Origin of the sequence: Cryobacterium tepidiphilum (assembly GCF_003716325.1) — a bacterium.
In the GTDB taxonomy this organism is placed as follows: Bacteria; Actinomycetota; Actinomycetes; order Actinomycetales; family Microbacteriaceae; genus Cryobacterium; species Cryobacterium tepidiphilum.
In genome coordinates this window covers 1-18,957 of the sequence record NZ_RDSR01000023.1, presented here as the reverse complement: position 1 = coordinate 18,957, position 18,957 = coordinate 1, and the positions used below count along the sequence as shown (strand labels likewise).

Annotated in this window: 19 protein-coding genes and 1 pseudogene; 17 read left to right on the top strand and 3 right to left on the bottom strand. The window is 69.9% G+C overall.

Going from position 1 to position 18,957, the window contains the following annotated elements; all coding sequences use genetic code 11:
* Positions 1-7 precede the first annotated feature (7 nt).
* From EEJ31_RS12035 to EEJ31_RS12015, 5 genes are all read left to right on the top strand, one after another.
* Positions 8-331 (top strand): DUF2469 family protein, encoded by a 324-nt coding sequence (locus EEJ31_RS12035; RefSeq protein ID WP_123046537.1) that lies wholly within the window; start codon positions 8-10, stop codon positions 329-331.
* 105 nt (positions 332-436) lie between these two features.
* Positions 437-793, top strand: coding sequence for a YraN family protein (locus tag EEJ31_RS12030; RefSeq protein ID WP_123046536.1), 357 nt, complete (start codon positions 437-439; stop codon positions 791-793).
* Positions 793-2,325 (top strand): YifB family Mg chelatase-like AAA ATPase, encoded by a 1,533-nt coding sequence (locus EEJ31_RS12025; protein WP_123046535.1) that lies wholly within the window; start codon positions 793-795, stop codon positions 2,323-2,325. Before EEJ31_RS12030 ends, EEJ31_RS12025 begins: the two co-directional genes overlap by 1 nt.
* Complete coding sequence (dprA, locus tag EEJ31_RS12020; protein ID WP_233563876.1) at positions 2,322-3,575, top strand: DNA-processing protein DprA; 1,254 nt, start codon at positions 2,322-2,324, stop codon at positions 3,573-3,575. The genes EEJ31_RS12025 and dprA overlap by 4 nt, the downstream gene beginning before the upstream one ends.
* Positions 3,576-3,708: 133 nt before the next feature.
* Positions 3,709-4,629, top strand: a complete 921-nt coding sequence (locus tag EEJ31_RS12015; RefSeq protein ID WP_123046534.1) for a tyrosine recombinase XerC — start codon at positions 3,709-3,711, stop codon at positions 4,627-4,629.
* 129 nt (positions 4,630-4,758) lie between these two features.
* On the opposite strand, the pseudogene EEJ31_RS12010 reads toward EEJ31_RS12015, so the two are convergent.
* A pseudogene (locus EEJ31_RS12010) lies at positions 4,759-5,133 on the bottom strand (peptidoglycan DD-metalloendopeptidase family protein); the annotation flags it as partial.
* Positions 5,134-5,432: 299 nt separating this feature from the next.
* On the opposite strand from EEJ31_RS12010, the gene rpsB reads away from it, so the two are divergent.
* From rpsB to EEJ31_RS11965, 9 genes are all read left to right on the top strand, one after another.
* Positions 5,433-6,422, top strand: coding sequence for a 30S ribosomal protein S2 (gene rpsB / locus EEJ31_RS12005; protein ID WP_123046533.1), 990 nt, complete (start codon positions 5,433-5,435; stop codon positions 6,420-6,422).
* Positions 6,423-6,432: 10 nt separating this feature from the next.
* Positions 6,433-7,260 carry a translation elongation factor Ts gene (gene tsf, locus EEJ31_RS12000; protein ID WP_123046532.1) on the top strand — a complete coding sequence of 276 codons (828 nt, stop codon included), beginning with the start codon at positions 6,433-6,435 and terminating at the stop codon, positions 7,258-7,260.
* Between the two features lie 98 nt (positions 7,261-7,358).
* Positions 7,359-8,090 (top strand): UMP kinase, encoded by a 732-nt coding sequence (pyrH, locus tag EEJ31_RS11995; protein ID WP_123046531.1) that lies wholly within the window; start codon positions 7,359-7,361, stop codon positions 8,088-8,090.
* Between the two features lie 30 nt (positions 8,091-8,120).
* A complete protein-coding gene (frr, locus tag EEJ31_RS11990) occupies positions 8,121-8,675 on the top strand; it encodes a ribosome recycling factor (protein WP_123046530.1) in 555 nt (184 codons plus the stop codon).
* 9 nt (positions 8,676-8,684) lie between these two features.
* Entirely contained in the window at positions 8,685-9,689 is a 1,005-nt protein-coding gene (locus EEJ31_RS11985) for a phosphatidate cytidylyltransferase (RefSeq protein ID WP_123046529.1), read from the top strand.
* Between the two features lie 43 nt (positions 9,690-9,732).
* Entirely contained in the window at positions 9,733-10,290 is a 558-nt protein-coding gene (locus tag EEJ31_RS11980; protein WP_123046528.1) for a DivIVA domain-containing protein, read from the top strand.
* Positions 10,291-10,421: 131 nt separating this feature from the next.
* Positions 10,422-11,060, top strand: a complete 639-nt coding sequence (locus EEJ31_RS11975; RefSeq protein ID WP_123046527.1) for an aggregation-promoting factor C-terminal-like domain-containing protein — start codon at positions 10,422-10,424, stop codon at positions 11,058-11,060.
* Positions 11,061-11,134: 74 nt separating this feature from the next.
* Positions 11,135-11,431 carry a hypothetical protein gene (locus tag EEJ31_RS11970; protein WP_123046526.1) on the top strand — a complete coding sequence of 99 codons (297 nt, stop codon included), beginning with the start codon at positions 11,135-11,137 and terminating at the stop codon, positions 11,429-11,431.
* A 7-nt stretch (positions 11,432-11,438) separates the two neighbouring features.
* The gene (locus EEJ31_RS11965) at positions 11,439-12,161 is read left to right on the top strand and encodes an alpha/beta hydrolase (RefSeq protein ID WP_199727345.1); all 723 of its coding nucleotides are present in this window, start codon (positions 11,439-11,441) and stop codon (positions 12,159-12,161) included.
* 15 nt (positions 12,162-12,176) lie between these two features.
* On the opposite strand, the gene EEJ31_RS11960 is transcribed toward EEJ31_RS11965, so the two are convergent.
* Complete coding sequence (locus EEJ31_RS11960; RefSeq protein WP_123046525.1) at positions 12,177-13,226, bottom strand: AI-2E family transporter; 1,050 nt, start codon at positions 13,224-13,226, stop codon at positions 12,177-12,179.
* Between the two features lie 52 nt (positions 13,227-13,278).
* Positions 13,279-14,595, bottom strand: coding sequence for a DivIVA domain-containing protein (locus tag EEJ31_RS11955; RefSeq protein ID WP_123046524.1), 1,317 nt, complete (start codon positions 14,593-14,595; stop codon positions 13,279-13,281).
* A 248-nt stretch (positions 14,596-14,843) separates the two neighbouring features.
* On the opposite strand from EEJ31_RS11955, the gene EEJ31_RS11950 reads away from it, so the two are divergent.
* From EEJ31_RS11950 to EEJ31_RS11940, 3 genes are all read left to right on the top strand, one after another.
* A complete protein-coding gene (locus tag EEJ31_RS11950) occupies positions 14,844-16,625 on the top strand; it encodes a hypothetical protein (protein ID WP_123046523.1) in 1,782 nt (593 codons plus the stop codon).
* Positions 16,622-17,587: a tetratricopeptide repeat protein gene (locus tag EEJ31_RS11945; RefSeq protein ID WP_123046522.1), complete on the top strand. Its 966-nt coding sequence runs from the start codon at positions 16,622-16,624 to the stop codon at positions 17,585-17,587. The genes EEJ31_RS11950 and EEJ31_RS11945 overlap by 4 nt, the downstream gene beginning before the upstream one ends.
* Positions 17,588-17,818: 231 nt before the next feature.
* On the top strand, positions 17,819-18,957 hold a 1,139-nt coding region (locus tag EEJ31_RS11940), incomplete at its 3' end, for a DUF222 domain-containing protein (protein WP_158603954.1).

Sequence of the window (18,957 nt, the reverse complement as noted above, 5' to 3'; positions counted from 1 at the left end):
CCACACCATGGACGACGATGAATTCGAGGACTACGACCGCGAGGTCGAGCTTGCCCTGTACCGCGAGTACCGTGACGTCGTCGGGCAGTTCAAGTTCGTTGTCGAGACGGAGCGCCGCTTCTACCTCGCCAACGAGGTGGAGCTGGTGCGCCGCGACACCGAGCACGACTTCTATTTCGAACTGACGATGAAAGACGTCTGGGTGTGGGATGTGTACCGCTCCGACCGCTTCGTCAAGGCCGTGCGCGTGCTCACGTTCAAGGACGTCAACGTCGAAGAACTCGCCACCAAAGAGTTCGAACTCCCGAAGGAACTCGCGCTCGACGAGTAGGGGTTCCGTCCTCCACAGCACGGGTGTCCGCGCCGAACTGCACCGATCGCCGACCCGGGCGACGCCGCGCCTGATCGCTGCGCCACGCTGGGTGCGGAGGTTCCCGTGGCACGCAAAGACGAGGTGGGCCGGCACGGCGAAGACTGGGCCGCGCAGTTCCTGACGGATGCCGGCTACCGGCTGGTCGAGCGCAACTGGCGGTGTGCGCAGGGCGAGATCGACATCATCGCCGAGCACGGCGGCGACGTCGTGTTCGTCGAGGTGAAGACCCGGTCGGGCGTGGCGTTCGGGCACCCGTTCGAGGCCATCACGGCCGCCAAGCTCGCCCGGCTCCGACGGCTCGCCGCAGCCTGGTGCGCGCAGGCTCCGGTGCGCCCGGCGCGGATCAGAATCGACGCGATCGCAGTCACAGCGGTGCCGGGCGCCCAGCCGGTGATCGAGCACCGCCCGGGGGTCTTCTGATGGCGCTGGCCCGCACGCACGCCGTGGCGCTGCTCGGCTTCAGCGGCGCTCTCGTCGAGGTCGAAGCCGACATCTCCGGGCAGCTGCCCGGCATGATCCTGATCGGCCTGCCCGACACCGCCCTCTCCGAGGCGACACAGCGGGTGCGCATGGCGGCCAAGAATTCCGGCTGCCCGCTGACCCGCAACCACCTCACCATCAACCTGTCGCCGGCGGCCCTGCCCAAGCACGGCTCCGGCTTCGACCTGTCCATCGCGCTCGCCTGCCTCGCGGCCGACCAGGTCGTCACCGCGGCATCCGTGGCCGGGGTGGTGCACATCGGCGAACTCGCCCTCGACGGCCGGCTGCGCCCGGTGCCCGGCATCCTGCCGGCGGTGGTCGCCGCCGCCAAACAGGGGCGCACGACCGTGATGGTGCCGGCGGGGAACGCCGAGGAGGCCTCCCTCGTGCCCGGTATGACGGTCGTGGGCGTCGCGTCGCTGCGCGACGCCGCGATCTGGCACGGCGCCCGCATCGAGCCGCGTGCCGTCGAGGCGATCCCCGCGGCCGACGTCCCGGTCGACGTGACAGCCGATCATGACCTCGCGGATGTCGTGGGCAACGACGACGCCATCCTCGCGTTGCAGGTCGCCGCGGCCGGCGGTCACCACCTGATGATGCTCGGCCCGCCCGGGGCCGGCAAGACGATGCTCGCGGTGCGCCTGCCCGGACTCCTGCCCGACCTGGTGCCGGAGGCCTCGCTCGAGGTGAGCTCGATGCGCTCCCTCGTGGGCCAGGGGGTGGGCCCGCGCCTCGTTACCCGGCCGCCGTTCGAGGCGCCGCACCACACCGCCACCGCGGCGTCGATCGTGGGTGGCGGCAGCGGGCAGATCCGGCCCGGTGCGGCGGCACGCGCATCGCACGGCGTGCTCTTCCTCGACGAGGCCCCCGAGTTCGCAGCCAGCGTTCTGGACGCCCTGCGGCAGCCGCTGGAGTCCGGCGTGGTGACCATCCACCGCGCGAACGCCGTCGCCCAGTTCCCGGCCCGGTTCCAGCTGGTGCTGGCGGCGAACCCCTGCCCGTGCGGGCAGTTCGGGTCCAGCGACCAGGAGTGCACGTGCCCGCCGATCGCCCGCCGCCGCTACCTGGCGCGGATCTCCGGACCCCTGCGGGACCGCATCGACATTCAGCTCGGGGTGCGTCGCATCACGCCGGCACAGATCCGGCTGGCGACCGAGCAGGCTCGCCTCGGCACCCTCGAGGCGCGCGAGCGGGTACGGGCCGCCCGGCAGGCGGCGGAGGCCAGGCTCGAGTCGACGCCGTGGCGTCTCAACTCGGACGTTCCCGGTACGTGGCTTCGAAGCTCGCGCATGCGGCTGGACCACGCGGCCACCGCCGGCCTCGACCGAGCGCTCGAGCGAGGCGGCATCACCATGCGCGGATACGACCGGGTGCTGCGCGTCGCGTGGAGCATCGCCGATCTCGAAGGGGAGTCCAGGCCCCGGCCGGATCACGTCGGCCAGGCGCTGTACCTGCGGAAGGGAATGGCATGACGTTCGGGATGGAGGCCGCGCTGCTGCGCGAGCTCGCGCAGGGTGTCCGTGCGGGAGACGCTGACGACGCGGGCGCTGCCGAGGTGTTCGCGCGGTCGGCGTGGAGCCTCGTGTCCGAGCCCGGCGACGGGATGGCCGGGCTGCTCGTCGGGTGCCTCGGGGCGGTACCGGCGCTGGAGGCCGTGATCGCACGGCGTCCGGCTGACATGCTGGCCCGGGAGATTTTGAGCGTGGCGGGAGACGTCGCCCTCCCGGAACCGGCCGACCTCGAGGAGCAGGTCCGCCACGCCCTGGAGCGTTGGCGACCCCGGCTCGCGTCCGCCGAGGTCGTCACCGCCCTGCGGCAGGCGCGACGCGTCACGGCGCGCCTGCTGATTCCCGGCGATCCTGAGTGGCCCGAGGGGGTCGACGACCTGGGCCCGCACGCGCCCCTGGCGCTCTGGTGCCGGGGTGAAGACCGCGCCCTCGCGGCGCTCGGCCGCTCCATTGCGCTGGTCGGCGCCCGTGCGGCGAGCGGCTACGGCGAGCACCTCGCCATGGAGGCGTCAGCGGGTCTCGTCGACCGCGGCTTCGCCATCGTGTCGGGCGCGGCATACGGCATCGACGGCATGGCGCACCGGGCGGCGCTCGCCAGCCGGGGCAGCACGGTTGCCTTCCTCGCCGGCGGCGTCGACCGCTTCTACCCGGCCGCTCACGACGCATTGCTCACCCGTATCGTGGAATCGGGCGCTGTGCTCTCGGAGCTGCCCTGCGGCGCGGCGCCCACCAAGTGGAGATTCCTGCAGCGCAACCGGCTGATCGCGGCCGCGAGCCAGGCCACGGTCGTGCTCGAGGCCGGTTGGCGCTCCGGCTCACTCAACACGGCCGGGCACGCGGCCGCCCTTGGCCGCCCGCTCGGGGCGGTGCCGGGACCAGTGACCTCGCCGACCTCGGCCGGCTGCCACCGGCTGATCCGCGAGTACCAGGCGGAGTGCGTCACGAACGCCGCGGAGATGGCGGAGCTCGTCGGGCCTGTGATGGATGCCGGGGCGGGGCAGCCGACCCTGTTCGACGCATCCGGACCGACGAGCGACCAGGTGCGGGTGCTGGATGCGCTCAGCACCCGCTCGTCGCGCAGCATCAAAGACATCGCCGCGCGGTCGGGCATGTCGCCGTTCGCCGTGCGCGGAGCGCTCGGCGCCCTCGAGCTCGAGGGCACGGTCGCCGAGCGCGCAACCGGATGGGTGCGGGCCTCGCGCACGAGCCGCTGACGGGTGCCTGCGGTCGAGCGCTCTCGCAGGCGAGCGCTCTCGCACGCGGCCGTCCCCGCGGGGAGGGCCGCGAACGCGTGCGCGGGCGGAGTGTCCCGCAGCGGTCCGGCGCCGCGTGGCCGAAGCTGGAGCCGTGACACTTCTCGCGGCGCTCGACGGCTTCCTGCTGTACCTCAGCGCCGAGCGCGGCTTTTCGCCGAACACGGTGCGCGCGTACCGGACGGACCTAGCCCAGCTGCTCGCCTTCCTCGCCGACCGCGAGGTGACCGAGGCGAATGAACTGAACCTCGAACTGTTCCGGGACTGGCTCTGGGAAGCCAGCCAGGTGGGCCTCGCCCGCACGACGCTCGCCCGCCGTTCCGCCTCCGTCCGCAGCTTCACCCAGTGGCTGGCGCACACCGGCGCTATCCCGGCCGATGTCGGCGTGCGGCTGAAGTCCCCGAAGACCGGGCGATCGCTGCCACGGGTCGTCGGCCATGGCCAGATGGACGGGCTCCTGGCCGGCCTCGCCGCCCGGGCCGCCACGGGGGATGCCGGTGCCCTCCGAGACGCCGCCGTGATCGAACTGCTCTACGCGTCGGCGCTACGCGTCTCCGAGCTCGTGGGCTTGGACGTCGGCGACGTCGACCTCGACCGGCTCACCGTGCGCGTCACCGGCAAGGGCGCGAAGGAGCGAGTGGTCCCGTTCGGCGTCCCGGCCCAGTCCGCCATCGTCGACTATGTGCGCCAGGGACGACCGACCCTGCTCGCCCAGGCAACGGATGCCGCACGGCCGGGCCAGGCGCTCTTCCTCGCCGCCCACGGCGCCAGACTCGGCGTGCGCGCCGTGTACCGCCTCGTCGCCGGCCTCCTCGCCGACGTGCCGGGCACCGGCCCGGCCGGTCCGCACGCCCTTCGCCACACCGCCGCGACCCACCTCCTCGACGGCGGAGCCGACCTCCGCGCGGTGCAGGAGATGCTGGGGCACGCGAGCCTCGGAACCACCCAGATCTACACCCACGTGTCGGCCGAACGGCTGAAGCAGACCTACCGCACCGCCCACCCCCGCGCCTGACGCGGCTCCGCGGGCCTGCCCGTGCATCGGAAGCAGCACGGCGCGGGGGATTCCGCCCAGGAACAGGAGCGGCGACACGTAGGCCCCGTGCAGGCGCGCACCCAGGTGCAGGCAGCGCTGCCCGCAGTGGCCGCCGTTCGCCACCACGCCGATCAGGTCGCCCGCTTCCACACGCTCTCCGGCGTGCACACCGGGTCGCACCGGCTCCAGCGTGACCAGCAGGCCGCCTTGCAGTTGCACGCTCACGAGTGGCCGGTCGACAACGACCCCGGCGAACGACACGACGCCGTCGGCCGGGGCGGTGACCTCCTGTCCCGGATGCGAGGCCAAGTCGATGCCGCGATGACCGGCGCCGTACGCGGTCGCCGGTGCCTTGTACCCGCGCACGACCGGGTGCGGGTCGGCCGGCCACACCCAAGCATCCGCCCCGGTGACACGCGGGGGAGTGCCTTGCGGGGTGATCGCGGCCAGAAGGATGCCGGCAAGGATTCGGCGCACTCTCATCCGCTCATGGTGCCGGAATGACGTGGGTCGCAGCGCTCGCTGCCAACCTGTTGTGGATGGGACGTCCGGCCGGTGCGCGGGGGAGGAAGACGGCACGTCGATGGTGCTAGACTCTCTCCAGCAGCGCTTTGCGCGCTGACTACGCGTGCCTATTCGGCCTCCACCTCCCATCGGTCCAGCTTCGCGAGAAGCCACGGCGGAGGTGTGCCAGGCACCAGGCGTTCCGGTCGTCCGACCGGCACGAGAAACCGATTGGCGTTGCCCGGCGACACGGGCGCGTCGGAAAAGGAGAACGGCTCATGGCCGTCGTCACCATTCGCCAGCTGCTCGACAGCGGCGTGCACTTCGGGCACCAGACCCGCCGTTGGAACCCGAAGATGAAGCGCTTCATCCTCACCGAGCGTTCGGGCAGCCACATCATCGACCTGCAGCAGTCGCTGGCGCACATCGACAAGACATACGACTACGTCAAGGAGACGGTCGCCCACGGCGGCACGATTCTCTTCGTCGGAACCAAGAAGCAGGCCCAGGGCGCCATCGCCGAGCAGGCGCAGCGCGTCGGCCAGCCGTACGTCAACCAGCGCTGGCTCGGCGGGCTCCTCACCAACTTCCAGACGGTCTCCAAGCGCCTCGCGCGCATGAAGGAACTCGAAGAGGTCGACTTCGACGACACCTCGCGCGGGTACACCAAGAAGGAACTGCTCATTCAGAAGCGCGAGCTGACGAAGCTGCAGAAGAGCCTCGGCGGTATCCGCAACCTGACGAAGACGCCGTCGGCGATCTGGATCGTGGACACCAAGAAGGAGCACCTCGCCATCGACGAGGCGCACAAGCTCGGCATCCCCGTCATCGCGATCCTCGACACGAACTGCGACCCCGACGAGGTCCAGTACCCGATCCCGGGCAACGACGATGCCATCCGCTCGGTCGGCCTGCTCACCCGCATCATCGCCGACGCCGCCGCCGAGGGCCTGATCCAGCGCCACCAGAAGCCCGAAGAGGGCGAAGAGGTCGAGCCGCTCGCCGCGTGGGAGGCCGAACTCCTGCAGGCCTCCGAGGCCGTCGCCGGTGAGAACACCCCCGCGCAGTCCTCCGCCGAGACCGAGAAGGTCGCCGACGAGAACGTGGCCGCTGAGGCCGCCGGCGACGTCGAGAGCGTCACGGGCGCCGAGGTCACCACCGCGGCCGCGACCACCCACGCCGCTGAGGCAGACATTGCCGCCAGCGTCGGTGTTCCCGCTGAGGACGCCGTCGCCACCGAGGCTGTCGCCGCCGACGAGACCAAGTAAGGAAAACCACATGGCAAACATCAGCCTCCAGGATGTGAAGGCCCTGCGCGAGCGCCTCGGCACCGGCATGGTCGACACCAAGAATGCACTCGTCGAGGCCGACGGCGACATGGACAAGGCCGTCGAGATCCTGCGCCTGAAGGGCGCGAAGGGCAACGCCAAGCGCGCTGACCGCTCCACCTCCGAGGGCCTCGTGGCCGCCACAGCCAACGGCACGACCGCGACGATGATCGAGCTCGCGTGCGAGACCGACTTCGTGGCCAAGGGCGACAAGTTCGTCGCGCTGTCCGAGAAGGTTCTCGACGCGGTTTCCGCAGCCGGCGCCGCCTCGGTCGAGGAAGCCGTCGCCGCCCCCGCGGGGAACCAGACGGTCGGCGACCTGATCAACGACGAGGCCGCGATCCTGGGCGAGAAGATCGAACTGCGCCGCGTGGCATCCGTCACCGGTGAGCACTTCGCGATCTACCTGCACAAGACCAGCAAGGACCTGCCCCCGCAGGTCGGTGTCGTGCTCGGCTACTCGGGTGACGACGCCGACACGGCGCGCAGCGTCGCCCAGCACATCTCGTTCGCCAACCCGGAGTACCTCGCCCGCGAGGACGTCCCGGCGGAGGCGGTCGAGGCTGAGCGCAAGATCGTGACCGAGATCTCGAAGAACGAGGGCAAGCCAGAGGCCGCCCTCCCGAAGATCGTCGAAGGCCGGGTCAGCGCCTACTTCAAGCAGGTCGCCCTGCTCGAGCAGGACTACGCGAAGGACAACAAGGTGTCGGTGGGCAAGGTCCTCTCCGACGCCGGCGTGACCGTGTCGGGCTTCGCCCGCTTCAAGGTCGGCGCCTAAGCACACGTGAAGGAGACCGGATTGCTCTGCAATCCGGTCTCCTTTTGTGTGCGTGACAACCGATAGCTTTTATGGACACGACGGAAGGTTCTCGCGGAATGAACGCAGTGGTCGATGGAACGGTGCGCGCCAGGCGGAGGGTGCTTCTCAAACTCTCCGGAGAGGCGTTCGGCGCCGGATCCCTCGGGGTGAATCCCGACGTGGTCAGTTCGCTCGCCCGGGAGATCGCCGAGGCCGCCCAGGAGGTCGAGGTCGCGATCGTCGTCGGCGGCGGCAACTTCTTCCGGGGAGCCGAGCTCTCGCAGCGCGGCATGGACCGCGGACGCGCCGACTACATGGGCATGCTCGGCACCGTGATGAACTCCCTCGCACTGCAGGACTTCCTCGAGCAGGCGGGCGCCGCGACCCGCGTGCAGTCGGCGATCGCCATGACGCAGGTCGCCGAGCCGTACATCCCGCGCCGGGCCGAGCGCCACCTCGAGAAGGGGCGCGTCGTCATCTTCGGCGCCGGCGCCGGCCTGCCGTACTTCTCGACCGACACGGTCGCGGCGCAGCGTGCCCTTGAGATCGGCGCCGACGTGGTGCTCGTGGCCAAGAACGGCGTCGACGGGGTCTACTCCGACGACCCGCGCACCAACCCCGAGGCGCAGAAGATCGACCGGATCACCTACCAGGAGGCGCTGCAGCGGGGGTTGAAAGTGGTGGACTCGACCGCCTTCAGCCTGTGCATGGACAACGGGATGCCGATGCAGGTGTTCGGCATGGCGCCGGGCGGCAATGTCACCGCCGCCATCCGCGGCGCGGAACTCGGAACACTGGTCTCCAACTAGGATGAGTGGAGCCGAACAGAAGGAGCCATCGTGATCGCGGACGTCCTGACCGACACCAAAGCCCGAATGAGCCGCGCGCTCGAAGCAGCCAAGGACGACTTTTCCAATGTGCGCACGGGACGCGCGAACCCGCAGCTGTTCCAGAAGATCCTGGTGAGCTATTACGGCACCCCGACGCCGCTCGGCCAGCTCGCCTCCCTGCACAACCAGGACGCCCGCACCCTGCTCGTCACCCCGTACGACAAGGGTGCCCTGCGCGACATCGAACAGGCCATCCGCGACGCGCCGAACCTGGGCGCCAATGTCGGCAACGACGGCACCGTCATCCGCGCCACCCTGCCCGAACTCACCGCCGAGCGCCGCAAGGAGTTCGTGAAGATCGTGCGCGGCAAGGCGGAGGACGCCAAGGTGTCGGTGCGCAACATCCGCCGCAAGGCCAAGGACGAGCTGGACGCCCTGAAGAGCGAGGTCGGCGACGACGAGGTGGCGCGCGGCGAGAAGGAGCTCGAGCAGATCACGAAGGCGCACGTCGATGGCATCGACGACGCCCTCAAGCGCAAGGAATCTGAGCTCCTCGAGATCTAGGGCACCGTCATGACGCACGACCCCGGGCAGGAGCGGCCGCCCCGGCGCAGCAACCGGACCGACCTGCGGGCCCAGGTGCGGGCGACGCGCGCCGATTTCGAACGCCAGGTGCAGAGCACCCGCGCCGACATCGAACGGCAGGTGCAGGTCACCCGGGCCCAGTTCGAGGCGACCAGCGAGCGAATCGAGGCGCGCACCGGCAGGAACCTGATCGGCGCGATCCTGATCGGACTGCTGCTGGGTGTGGCGATGCTGTCGAGCCTGATCTTCATCAAGGAACTGTTCATGGTCCTGGCGGTGCTCATCGCCGGGTTCACCGCGCTGGAACTGGCCGAGGCGCTTCGCCGCACCGGCCGCACGATCCCGCGCATTCCGGTCGGCGTCGCGGCGGTCGCGATCGTGCCCCTGGCGTTCTACGGCGGCGCGACCGGGCAGGTCCTGGGCGTCTTCGGCGGCATCGCCCTCATCATGGTGTCGCGCCTGGCCCTGATGGTGCTTCCCGGGCAACGGATGCCGCGACGCGAGGTGCTGCGCGACCTCGGCGCCGCGTTCCTCATCGAGGTGTATGTGGTGCTGCTGGCGAGCTTCGCCGTGCTCCTCACAACGCAGGACGGCGGCCAGTGGTGGACGCTCGCCTTCCTCATCCTCGTCATCCTGGCCGATGTGGGGGCGTATGCCAGCGGCCTGTCGTTCGGGAAACACCCGATGGCGCCGACCATCAGCCCGAAGAAGACCTGGGAGGGCTTCGCCGGTGCCGCGCTCGTCTGCCTCGTCGCGGGCGTGCTCCTCGCCCTCTTCATGCTGCATCAGCCGTTCTGGTTCGGCCTCGTCTTCGGCGCCGTCATCCTGGTCACGGCCACGTTCGGCGACCTGGCCGAATCGCTCATCAAGCGGGACCTCGGCATCAAGGACATGAGCTCCTGGCTTCCGGGCCACGGCGGCTTCCTCGACCGGCTCGACTCGATCCTGCCGTCGGCTGCTGCCGCGTACGCGCTCTACGTGATCTTCGCCTGATCCTGGGAACACGCTTCGACAACCATCAGGGCGGTGGGGGAGAATGGACGACGTGAGCACTACCTTTCCCCGCGCCGACAAGAACAAGCTCGGCTACAGCCTTGAGCAGGTCGAAGACTTCCTCGCCGCCGCGCGGCGGGCCTACAACGCAGCGGATGACCGGCACGGTCTCGCCGCAGCGGAGATCCGGTCGACGGCTTTCACCATGCAGAAGGGCGGCTATTCGCCCGAGCACGTTGACGCGGCGCTGGAGCGCCTGGAAGACGCCGTCGCCGCCAAGGAACGGGAACGCGAGGCCGCCGCGATGGGGGAGAAGGCCTGGATCGCCAAGGCGCGCGCCGAAGCCCGGGAGATCGTGAGCCGGCTGCAGCGGGAGCCCGGCGAACGGTTCGCCCGCACGAGCATCCTCGGCACCGGGTACAACCGCTCCGACGTCGACCGGTTCGCCAACCGGGTCGTCAAGTACTTCAACGACGGCTTCCCCCTCACGGTGGAGGACGTGCGCACGAGCGTGTTCCGCCCGCAGCGCGGCGGATACCAGGAGGCCCAGGTCGACGCTCTCCTCGACGCCGTCGTCGACGTGATGCTCGCCGTGCGCTGAACGCCTGCGGGGTGGCGCGCGCGGCGCTCCGCCGTTATCTGGCCGTTATCTGGATTCTGGGGTACAGTCGAAACATCGTGGGTAGACATCAAAAGGTTAACGAGCCGGTCCGGGTATTCGCACCATCCTCGATGCACCGCCCCCGTTCTCGACGTCGCGCGGTCCTCTTCGTCTTCGCGTTCTCGGCAGCGTTCGCGTTCGTGCTGGTCAATGTGGTCGATCCGTACTCCGGCGCCACGGCGTCCCCCTACTTCCACGTCGCGCACGACCGCTTCGGCGGCCAGGAGGCGCAGGCCCTGACGGTCGCCGGCTCGTACACCAACCCGGTCTCCCGCGACGACTACACGATCACCGCGGCCCCGCCGCCCCCGCCGCCCCCGCCGCCCGAGCCAGAGGTCCCCTCGTCGGCGGCCGGTCTCTCGGAGTCCGGCGGATCGTTCGAGGCGCCCGCCGCGGCCGTGCCCGACCCCGGCTCCGCCCAGGCGTACGCCTACGGCGCCGTCCAGTCCCGCGGGTGGGGCGAGGATGAATTCAACTGCCTGGTCTCGCTCTGGAACAAGGAGTCCGGCTGGAACGTCAACGCCATGAACAGCTCCAGCGGCGCCTACGGCATCCCGCAGGCGCTGCCCGGCTCGAAGATGGCCTCCGCCGGTCCCGACTGGGAAACCAACGCCGGCACGCAGATCGAATGGGGCCTCGGCTACATCAGCGGTCGGTACGGCACGCCCTGCGGCGCCTGGGCGCACTCCGAGGACATGGGCTGGTACTGACAGTCCCGAGCGCCGAACGATCGTCGCGGCTCGTCGGCCCCGGTGCTGCACGCCGCCGCCCGTAGACTGGACGCATGCCCCGCAGCAACCGCCCCCGCAGCCGCAGAGGCGCGGGTGACGAGCCGGAGGACGACCTCAGCCACCTGCTGGCGGGCTGGCGGCGCACCGAGGTGCGTCGCGGGTCGCTGTGGAATGTGCAACCGGTGTCGGCCGCCCAGGCGCTGAAGACCTACGTGTGCCCCGGGTGCAACCTCGAGATCGCCCCGGGCGTCGCGCACGTCGTCGCCTGGCGGGCCGACGGCGTCATGGGCGACGCGGCCGACCTCGCCGCGCGCCGGCACTGGCATGCGCACTGTTGGAAGCTGACCTAGGGACGCAATGGACACGATCGACATCCGGGGCGGCGTGGAGCTTCCCGCACGGCGCGAAGCGGTGGAGCTGCACACGGCGGACGGCTTGACCCTGGTGGGGGAGCTGGCCGTGCCCGCGGACCGGGCGCCGGTTGCGACGCTGGTGACATTGCATCCGTTGCCCACCGCCGGCGGCTTCATGGACTCCCACGTTCTGCGCAAGGCCGCGAACCGCCTGCCGGCCCTGGCCGACCTCGCCGTGCTGCGGTTCAACACGCGCGGCACCAGCTCGCCCCACGGCACCAGCGAGGGCGGCTTCGGAGACGGTGACGCCGAGCGGGAGGACGTCGCCGCAGCCATGGCGTTCGTGACCAAGCGCGATCTTCCGGCACCGTGGCTCGTGGGCTGGTCGTTCGGCACGGAACTCGCGCTCAAGTACGGCTTGGACTACGACATCAGCGGCGCCATCCTGCTGTCGCCGCCGCTGCACCGGGCGACGGATGAGGAGGTGGCCGGCTGGGCGGGCAGCGATGTGCCCCTCATCGCCGTCATTCCCGAGTTCGACGACTTCCTCCGGCCCGAGGAGGCGCGCGAACGCTTCGCGAGCGTTCCGCACGCCCGGGTGATCGACGTCGCCGGGGGGAAGCACCTGTGGGTGGGGGAGAACCTCACCCGGCGGGTTCTCACCGAGATCGTGGCCGCCGTGAACCCCAATGCGCTGCCGCTACCCATCCAGTGGACGGGGCGCTGACGCAGCGCCTGCCGGTCAGAGCTCGTTCTGGCGGGGAATCACGACCTGCTTGATGATCATGAGGGCGGCGGCCGCGACGGGGATCGCGATGAGGGCGCCGAGGACGCCCAGGAGCGAGCCGCCTGCCAGGGCCGCGATCACCACGATGGACCCGGGAACTGACACCGCACGGTTCATGATGTTCGGGCTGAGTACGTATGCCTCCACCTGCATGTAGATGAGGTAATAGACGGCGGCGGCGATCGCGGTCGGAACGGAGCTGCCGATGCCGGGGATCAGGCACATCAGCACGATGATCACGGACCCGCTGAGCGTGCCCACGAGCGGCACCAGCGAGAACAGGAACGCGATGAATGCCAGCAGCGCCGGGAACGGTGCGCCGATGATCGACAGGTAGATGAAGCTGAGGATGCCATTGACGGAGGCGAGGGCCGCCTGCCCGACGACGTAGCGGCCCACTGCCCGGGTGATCTGCTCGCTGATGTCGGCGAAGCGCTCCCGCTTCGACGCCGGCACCAGCTGGTACATGCCGCGCTTCATGCTGTTGAGCGACGTCGTGAAGTAGAGCGTCAGGATCAGGATGATGAGGCCGCCGAACACGCCGCCCACCACGGCCAGCCCGGACTGGATCACCGTTCCGGTGATGTTCGTGAGGTTCTCGCCGAGGTAGTCCGTCACCGACTGGGTGATGCGCGGCACGTCGAGGCCCGGAAACTGCTTCTGCACATCGACGAGGAACGTGGCGCTGTTGACGGATTCCACCAGCACGGGGATGCGGTCGGAGAGCTTGGCGACCTGGCTCACGATGATCGGGATGATGGCGAACACCACGGCGGTCAGCACGCCGAGCACGCCGATGAGGACCGTGACGATCGCCGCGGAGCGGGGGAAGTTGCGCTTCTCCAGCCACGTGACCGCCGGATCCAGGCCGAGCGCGAGGAACAGCGCCGCCCCGACGTAGGTGATGATCGTCTGGAGGCTGATGAGCGAGCTGATGATCAGCAGACCCAGGCCGACGCCCAGGGTGCCGATCAGCCCGAACCGGAACGCGTTCTGGATCTTCATTGATTCTCCCGGACCTCGACAGGCGCGATTTCCGGCCCCCGCTCGTATTGAACTATTTCTCGCCCGCGGACACCTTCTCCGCCTGGCTCAGCACGCCGCGAAGGTTCTCGAAATACCCCGCCACGGCGTTTCTCTCAATTCTAATCTGCGCGAGCCGCTCCTCGGCGTCCGCCACGAGGGCGTTCGCGCGATCGCCGGCCTCCTCCACGAGCGCCCTGGCTTCCGCCTCGGCGTCGCGAACCAGGCGCAGGGCCTCGTCCTCCGCCTCGGCGCGTGACCTGCGGGCCTCTTCCCGTGCGCCCGTGTCGAGCTGCTGGTTGAGCTCGCGCAGTTCGGCGACCCGCTTGTTGGCCTCCTCGAGCTGCCGCGTGGCGTCATCGAGGTACGCGCGCGTCTCGGCGACGGCCTCCTGGTGACGGGCGAGGTGCTCCTGCTCGGCGGCGTCCCTGCGTGCGGCGAGCTCCGCCTCGAGGTCGGTGCGTGCCTGTTCGATCTCCCGCGCAACGCGGGCGGCGTCCAGCTGCCCGGTCTTGCGGGTGGCGGCGAGCTCGCTCTCGAGGTCGATGCGTCGCTTCTGGGCCTCGGCCTCGAAGTCGGCGCGGGCCTGCTCGAGCTCGCTGGCGAGCTCGATGCGCGCCTGCCGGCTCTCGCGCTCGAGGTCGGCGCGGCGGCCGGCCAACTCGGTGGCCAGGTCTGCCCGGGCCTGCTCCGTCTCCCGGGCCAGTCCCGCCGCCTGCTCGGTGGCCTGTGCCACGTCGGCCTGCGCCTTCTGCCGCAACTCCGTCGCGGTGCGCTCCGCCTCGGCGAGAATCGTGGCCGCCTCACGCTTGGCGCTCGCGCGCACCTCCGCGGCCTCGGTGGCGACCGCCCCGCGAATCGCGGCAGCCTCCCGGGTGGCCTGCTGGGTGAGCTCGGCGTATTGTTCCTGGGCGTGCACCACGAGGTCGTCCGCCTCGATGCGCGCGTCCTGCAGCGTGCGGGCGGCCTTCCGCGACGCATCCGTTTTGGCGGTTTCGGTGTAGGCCTTCGCCTCGCGGTAGAGCTTCTCCACCTCGGTGGCCGCCGTCACGCGCAACCGCTCCGCGTCGATGTCGGCCTGCGCGATGACCCGGGTGGACTGTTCCTCGGCGATGCGGAGGGTGCTCTCGAGCTTGGTTCCGAGCCCGGAGAAGGTGGGGCTGCCGACCTCTTCGAGTTCGCCGGTGAGTTCATCGACGAGCGCGCTCAGCCGCTTGATCTCGCGGCTGGCCTCGACACCCTGGGCGTTGGCCTGGATCAGGTCGCGGCGCAGGCGCTGCACCGCGCGGTCGACCTCGTCCTTGTCGTATCCTCGGAAAACCTGGGGGAATTCAGCTTCGTCGTTCGGCACAGTACCTCCTTGGCGTGGACTCCGCCGGCGGTAGTCCCGTCGGAGCGGCTGGGTCCGATGCAATTTTAGACGGATGTCGCGGCTCGCCCCGTCATCGGAGGACACACCGTCCGGGCGAGGCGCTGTCATGAAGCTTTCAGCGCCGTCCGGTATCCTTGCACGTCGCTGTTTTGTTGCCTTCTGACCCGACCTGGGTGGCGTATGCACAAGCGTGCGTCGAATAGCCGGCGACACAGGAGGGTTCTTCGTTGCGTTTTATTCTCGCCATTGTGGCGCTTGTGTGCGCCGCCGTGATGATCGGCGTGGGCATCGCCCAGCGCACCATCTGGCTCGCTCCCGCGTCCACCGCCATGTCTGTGCGTCCCGAGGGGGAGGCGCCGTACATCGTGCTGAACCCCAGCGCGCTGTCGGCACACCCCGGCAGCCAGACGATCACCGTCACGGGTCCGGACGGCGTCTTCATCGCCTATGCGCGGTCGGCGGATGTCGCCGCCTGGCTGGGGGACACCCCGTACGCCTCGGTGACCTTGCCGAAGGGCGCCGAGAAGCTGCGCAGCACGGTGAAGCAGGCGGACGCCGCCGACCTCCCCGCTGAGGCGGAGGGGGCGCCCGTGAATCCCGCCGGCTCCGACCTGTGGCTTGAGGAGTTCAGCGGCAAGCGGTCCCTCAGCGCGACGATCAACGTGCCCAAGGACATCCGCGTGATCGTGGCGTCCGACGGCGAGGCACCGGCGCCCACCGAGGTGACGCTGTCCTGGCCGGTCGACAACGCCACGCCCTGGGCCGGCCCGCTCATCCTCGGCGGAGGCATTCTCCTGGCCATCGGCTTCGCCCTGTACATCTGGGGCCTGATCCACCTGCGCCGCTCGCACGGCCCGCGCCGCAACCTGCCCCGCGGCCCCCGCATGCCCAAGCTCCCGCGTCCCAAGTCGCTCAAGGCCCGCGAGATCACCGGGGGCGGCCGGCGGTCGCTCACGCGGTCGATGACCGCGGTGGTCCCCGTCCTGCTCGTCTCCGGGCTCGCGCTCAGCGGATGCTCCGCCGACTTCTGGCCGAAGACCGGCGATGCCGCCCCGGCCGCCACCCCCACCCCGGCGCTGTCCGGTGCGCCCATGATGAAGGACGTGCCGCCGCCGGCCGTGACCGTTCCGCAGCTGGAGCGGATCGTGAAGAAGATCTCCACGGTCGCCACCGAGGCCGACCGCAAGCTCGACGCCGACGCCATCGCGACCCGCTTTACCGGGCCGGCACTGGAGCAGCGGCTCGCAAACTACAAGATCCGCAAGGCCGTGTCGGACTACCCGGCGCCGCCGGCCGTTCCCGCCGCCCCGCTGACCCTGACGCTGCCGCAGCAGTCCTCCGGCTGGCCGCGCTTCGTGTTGACGGTCATCCAGGACGAGAAGGACACCTCCGTGCCGCCGACGGCGCTGGTACTCAAGCAGGAGACCCCCCGCAGCAAGTACCTGGTCGAGTACGACGTGCAGCTGGAGGCATCCGCCAAGGTACCCGATGTGGCGCCCGCCACCGTCGGCGCGCCCATCGTGGCGCCGAGCCAGAAGCTGCTGAAGATGCAGCCCGACAAGCTGGCCGCCGCTTACGCTGACATCCTGCTCAAGGACAAGAAGAGCGAGTTCTACGACATGTTCGCGGCGAAGGGCGACTCTTTCCGCACGCAGGTGGGCGTCGCGAAGAAGCAGGAGAAGAAGAAGTCCCTTCCCTCGACCGCGTCGATCGCGTTCAGCGCGAAGCCGGGCGATGACGAGACCGTCGCCCTCGGCACCAACGACTCCGGCGCCATCGTCGCCGTGAGCCTCATGGAGACGGAGACGGTGAAGCCCGTGGAGAAGGGTGCGACCGTCAGCCCCGAGGGAGCCAGCAAGGCGCTCTCGGGTGTGAAGGCGACCACCAAGGGGATCCAGAGCACCTACGGCGACCAGCTGCTGTTCCACGTGCCGGCCGCGGGGTCGGACGATAAAATCGTGCTGCTGGGATTCTCCCAGGGCCTGATCACATCCGCGGAGCTCAAATGACGAACCTGCCCCCATCCGTCGGCAACCTGCGTGGCGCCGTCGACCTCTCCTCCCTGGTGAACCGCCCGGCGCCCGGCGCCGCCACCGGGGCGGGCGGGGACGCGACCGCGGGTGGCGCCGTGCCGGTGCCGAGCCTCATCCTCGAGGGCACCGACACCAATTTCTCGCAGATTCTCGAGCTCTCCATGACGGTCCCGGTCGTGGTGGACCTGTGGGCTGACTGGTGCGAGCCCTGCAAGCAGCTGACTCCCGTGCTCGAGCGCCTCGTCGCGGAGTTCGCCGGCCGTTTCGTGCTGGCCACGGTCGACGTGGACTCGAATCCGCAGCTGTCCCAGGCCTTCCAGGCCCAGTCGATCCCCACGGTCGCCGCCGTGATCGGCGGCCAGCCCGTGCAGCTGTTCGCCGGGGCACTTCCGGAGACGCAGGTGCGCGACGTGCTGCAACGCCTCCTGGAACTCGCGGCCCAACACGGTGTGACCGGAGTGGCCGAGGCGGCCGACGCATCCGCTGCGCCCGACGCCGAGGTCGAGGCACCGGCAGCGCCCCCGCTTCCCCCGCACCACCAGGCCGCCTACGACGCGATCGACCAGGGCGATTACCAAACTGCGATCAGCGAGTACAAGGCGGCGCTGGCCAGCGACCCGCGCGACCAGATGGCGGTGGCCGGCCTCGCGCAGGTCAACCTGCTCGCCCGGTTGCAGGGACGCACACTCGACAGCATCCGCAACCAGGCGGCATCCGCACCGCAGGACCTCGACGCCCAGCTCCTCGTCGCCGACCTCGACCTGTCCGGCGGCCACGTGCAGGACGCATTCGACCGGTTGCTGGAGCTGTTCCCGACGCAGGATGCTGCCGGCCGGAATGTCATTCGTGAGCGCCTCCTCGAATACTTCGAGGTCGTCGGTACCGAGGACCCCCGGGTCGCGCCGACGCGGGCGCGCCTGGCGGCACTGCTCTACTAGCCACGGATGCGCTAAAGGAGACGCGCTCGGGCCGGATACCCCATGACCGGCTTTTTCTTCCACATTTTATCGAACATTCCTTCTCGTTTTACTCCGGGCTTGCTACACTTGAGGCATGTTCATCAACGTAGGTTTGTTCTCGGACAGGTTTCGGGTGCGATGACGCTCCTGGCCTCGGATCCGGACGTCGATCAGCCTGATGGGGTTGATCCGATCCGGGTTTTCGAGGAGATGACCCGGAAGCTGCAGGAGCTGGCGCCGGTGGGGACGGCCGGCGGGTTGAACGACGAGCAGGCGCTTCGCTTCGCCGGGGCCGTGGAGAAGCTGGGCCGGCTGGTGGACGCGCACCGGGTCGCGGTGGTGTCGGATATCAGTCACCGGTCCCGGCCGGAGCTTCTGGAGAAGAAGCTTTCCACGAGGAAGGGCTGCCGCAACGAGGTCGAACTGTTGGAGCGCGTCACCCTGGTCTCCGGGGCGACGGTGCGGCGAAGGCTCCGGCTCGGCAAGAACTTCCGGTCCGGGATGACGCTGACCGGGGAACCGATCCCGGCCGCGTTCCCCGTCATCGGCGCGGCGGTCGCGGCGGGGGCGCTGGGGTTGGATGGGGCGGATGCGATCATCACCGTGCTCACCCCGGGACTGCCGCGCGTGCACCCCGACCAGCTCGGCCTGGCCGAGGCGGCCCTCGTCGCCGCCGCGACCGGCACCAGCGGGGAAGACAGCGGGGAAGACAGCGGCGAAGACGGCGGGGTGCCGGTGTCCGCGGACCTCTCCCGCGTCCAGGCGGCCCTCTGGCTAGCGCACCTCAACCCCGACGGGGCAGAGCCCCGCGAAGTACAGGCCATGCAGAACCGGGGCCTGCGCTTCGGACGCGAACAAGGCGGGCTCATCCCGGTGACGGGAATGCTGATGCCCGAGACCGCCGCTGCCGCCAAACGCGTCATCGACGCGTATATGAGCCCGCGCACTGCGCCGGTCGCGTTCATCGACGAAGAACTCGCCGCCCGCGGTGAGACCCGCGACCCGGGCGACACGCGCACCCCGGACCAGAAACGGCACGACATCTTCGCCGTCATCGTCGCCACCGCCGCGAAAGCCACCGAAACCCCCACCATCGCCGGAGACGCCCCCACCGTGCTCGTCAGCGTCCGCCAGGAAGACCTGGCAGCGAACCGGGGTGTGGGTCACATCGACGGAGTGGAGACACCCATCTCGATGGACGCGGTGCGGCAGATGATCTGCGCCGGCGGACTCCAAAAAGTCGTCCTCAAGAAAAACGGCAAGATCGTCGAACTCGGCACCAAGGAACGCACCTTCAACCGGGCCCAACGCCGCGCGATCATGCTCCGCGACGGCGGCTGCATCATTCC

Bases quoted from the DNA above. Each gene is read 5' to 3' on its own strand.
- EEJ31_RS11985 (WP_123046529.1), top strand. From the start codon at position 8,685: ATGACGCACGACCCCGGGCAGGAGCGGCCGCCCCGGCGCAGCAACCGG.
- EEJ31_RS11970 (WP_123046526.1), top strand. From the start codon at position 11,135: ATGCCCCGCAGCAACCGCCCCCGCAGCCGCAGAGGCGCGGGTGACGAG.
- pyrH (WP_123046531.1), top strand. From the start codon at position 7,359: ATGAACGCAGTGGTCGATGGAACGGTGCGCGCCAGGCGGAGGGTGCTT.
- rpsB (WP_123046533.1), top strand. From the start codon at position 5,433: ATGGCCGTCGTCACCATTCGCCAGCTGCTCGACAGCGGCGTGCACTTC.
- EEJ31_RS11965 (WP_199727345.1), top strand. From the start codon at position 11,439: ATGGACACGATCGACATCCGGGGCGGCGTGGAGCTTCCCGCACGGCGC.
- EEJ31_RS11980 (WP_123046528.1), top strand. From the start codon at position 9,733: ATGGACGACGTGAGCACTACCTTTCCCCGCGCCGACAAGAACAAGCTC.
- EEJ31_RS11960 (WP_123046525.1), bottom strand. From the start codon at position 13,226: ATGAAGATCCAGAACGCGTTCCGGTTCGGGCTGATCGGCACCCTGGGC.
- EEJ31_RS11945 (WP_123046522.1), top strand. From the start codon at position 16,622: ATGACGAACCTGCCCCCATCCGTCGGCAACCTGCGTGGCGCCGTCGAC.
- EEJ31_RS12035 (WP_123046537.1), top strand. From the start codon at position 8: ATGGACGACGATGAATTCGAGGACTACGACCGCGAGGTCGAGCTTGCC.
- dprA (WP_233563876.1), top strand. From the start codon at position 2,322: ATGACGTTCGGGATGGAGGCCGCGCTGCTGCGCGAGCTCGCGCAGGGT.
- EEJ31_RS11975 (WP_123046527.1), top strand. From the start codon at position 10,422: ATGCACCGCCCCCGTTCTCGACGTCGCGCGGTCCTCTTCGTCTTCGCG.
- EEJ31_RS12025 (WP_123046535.1), top strand. From the start codon at position 793: ATGGCGCTGGCCCGCACGCACGCCGTGGCGCTGCTCGGCTTCAGCGGC.
- tsf (WP_123046532.1), top strand. From the start codon at position 6,433: ATGGCAAACATCAGCCTCCAGGATGTGAAGGCCCTGCGCGAGCGCCTC.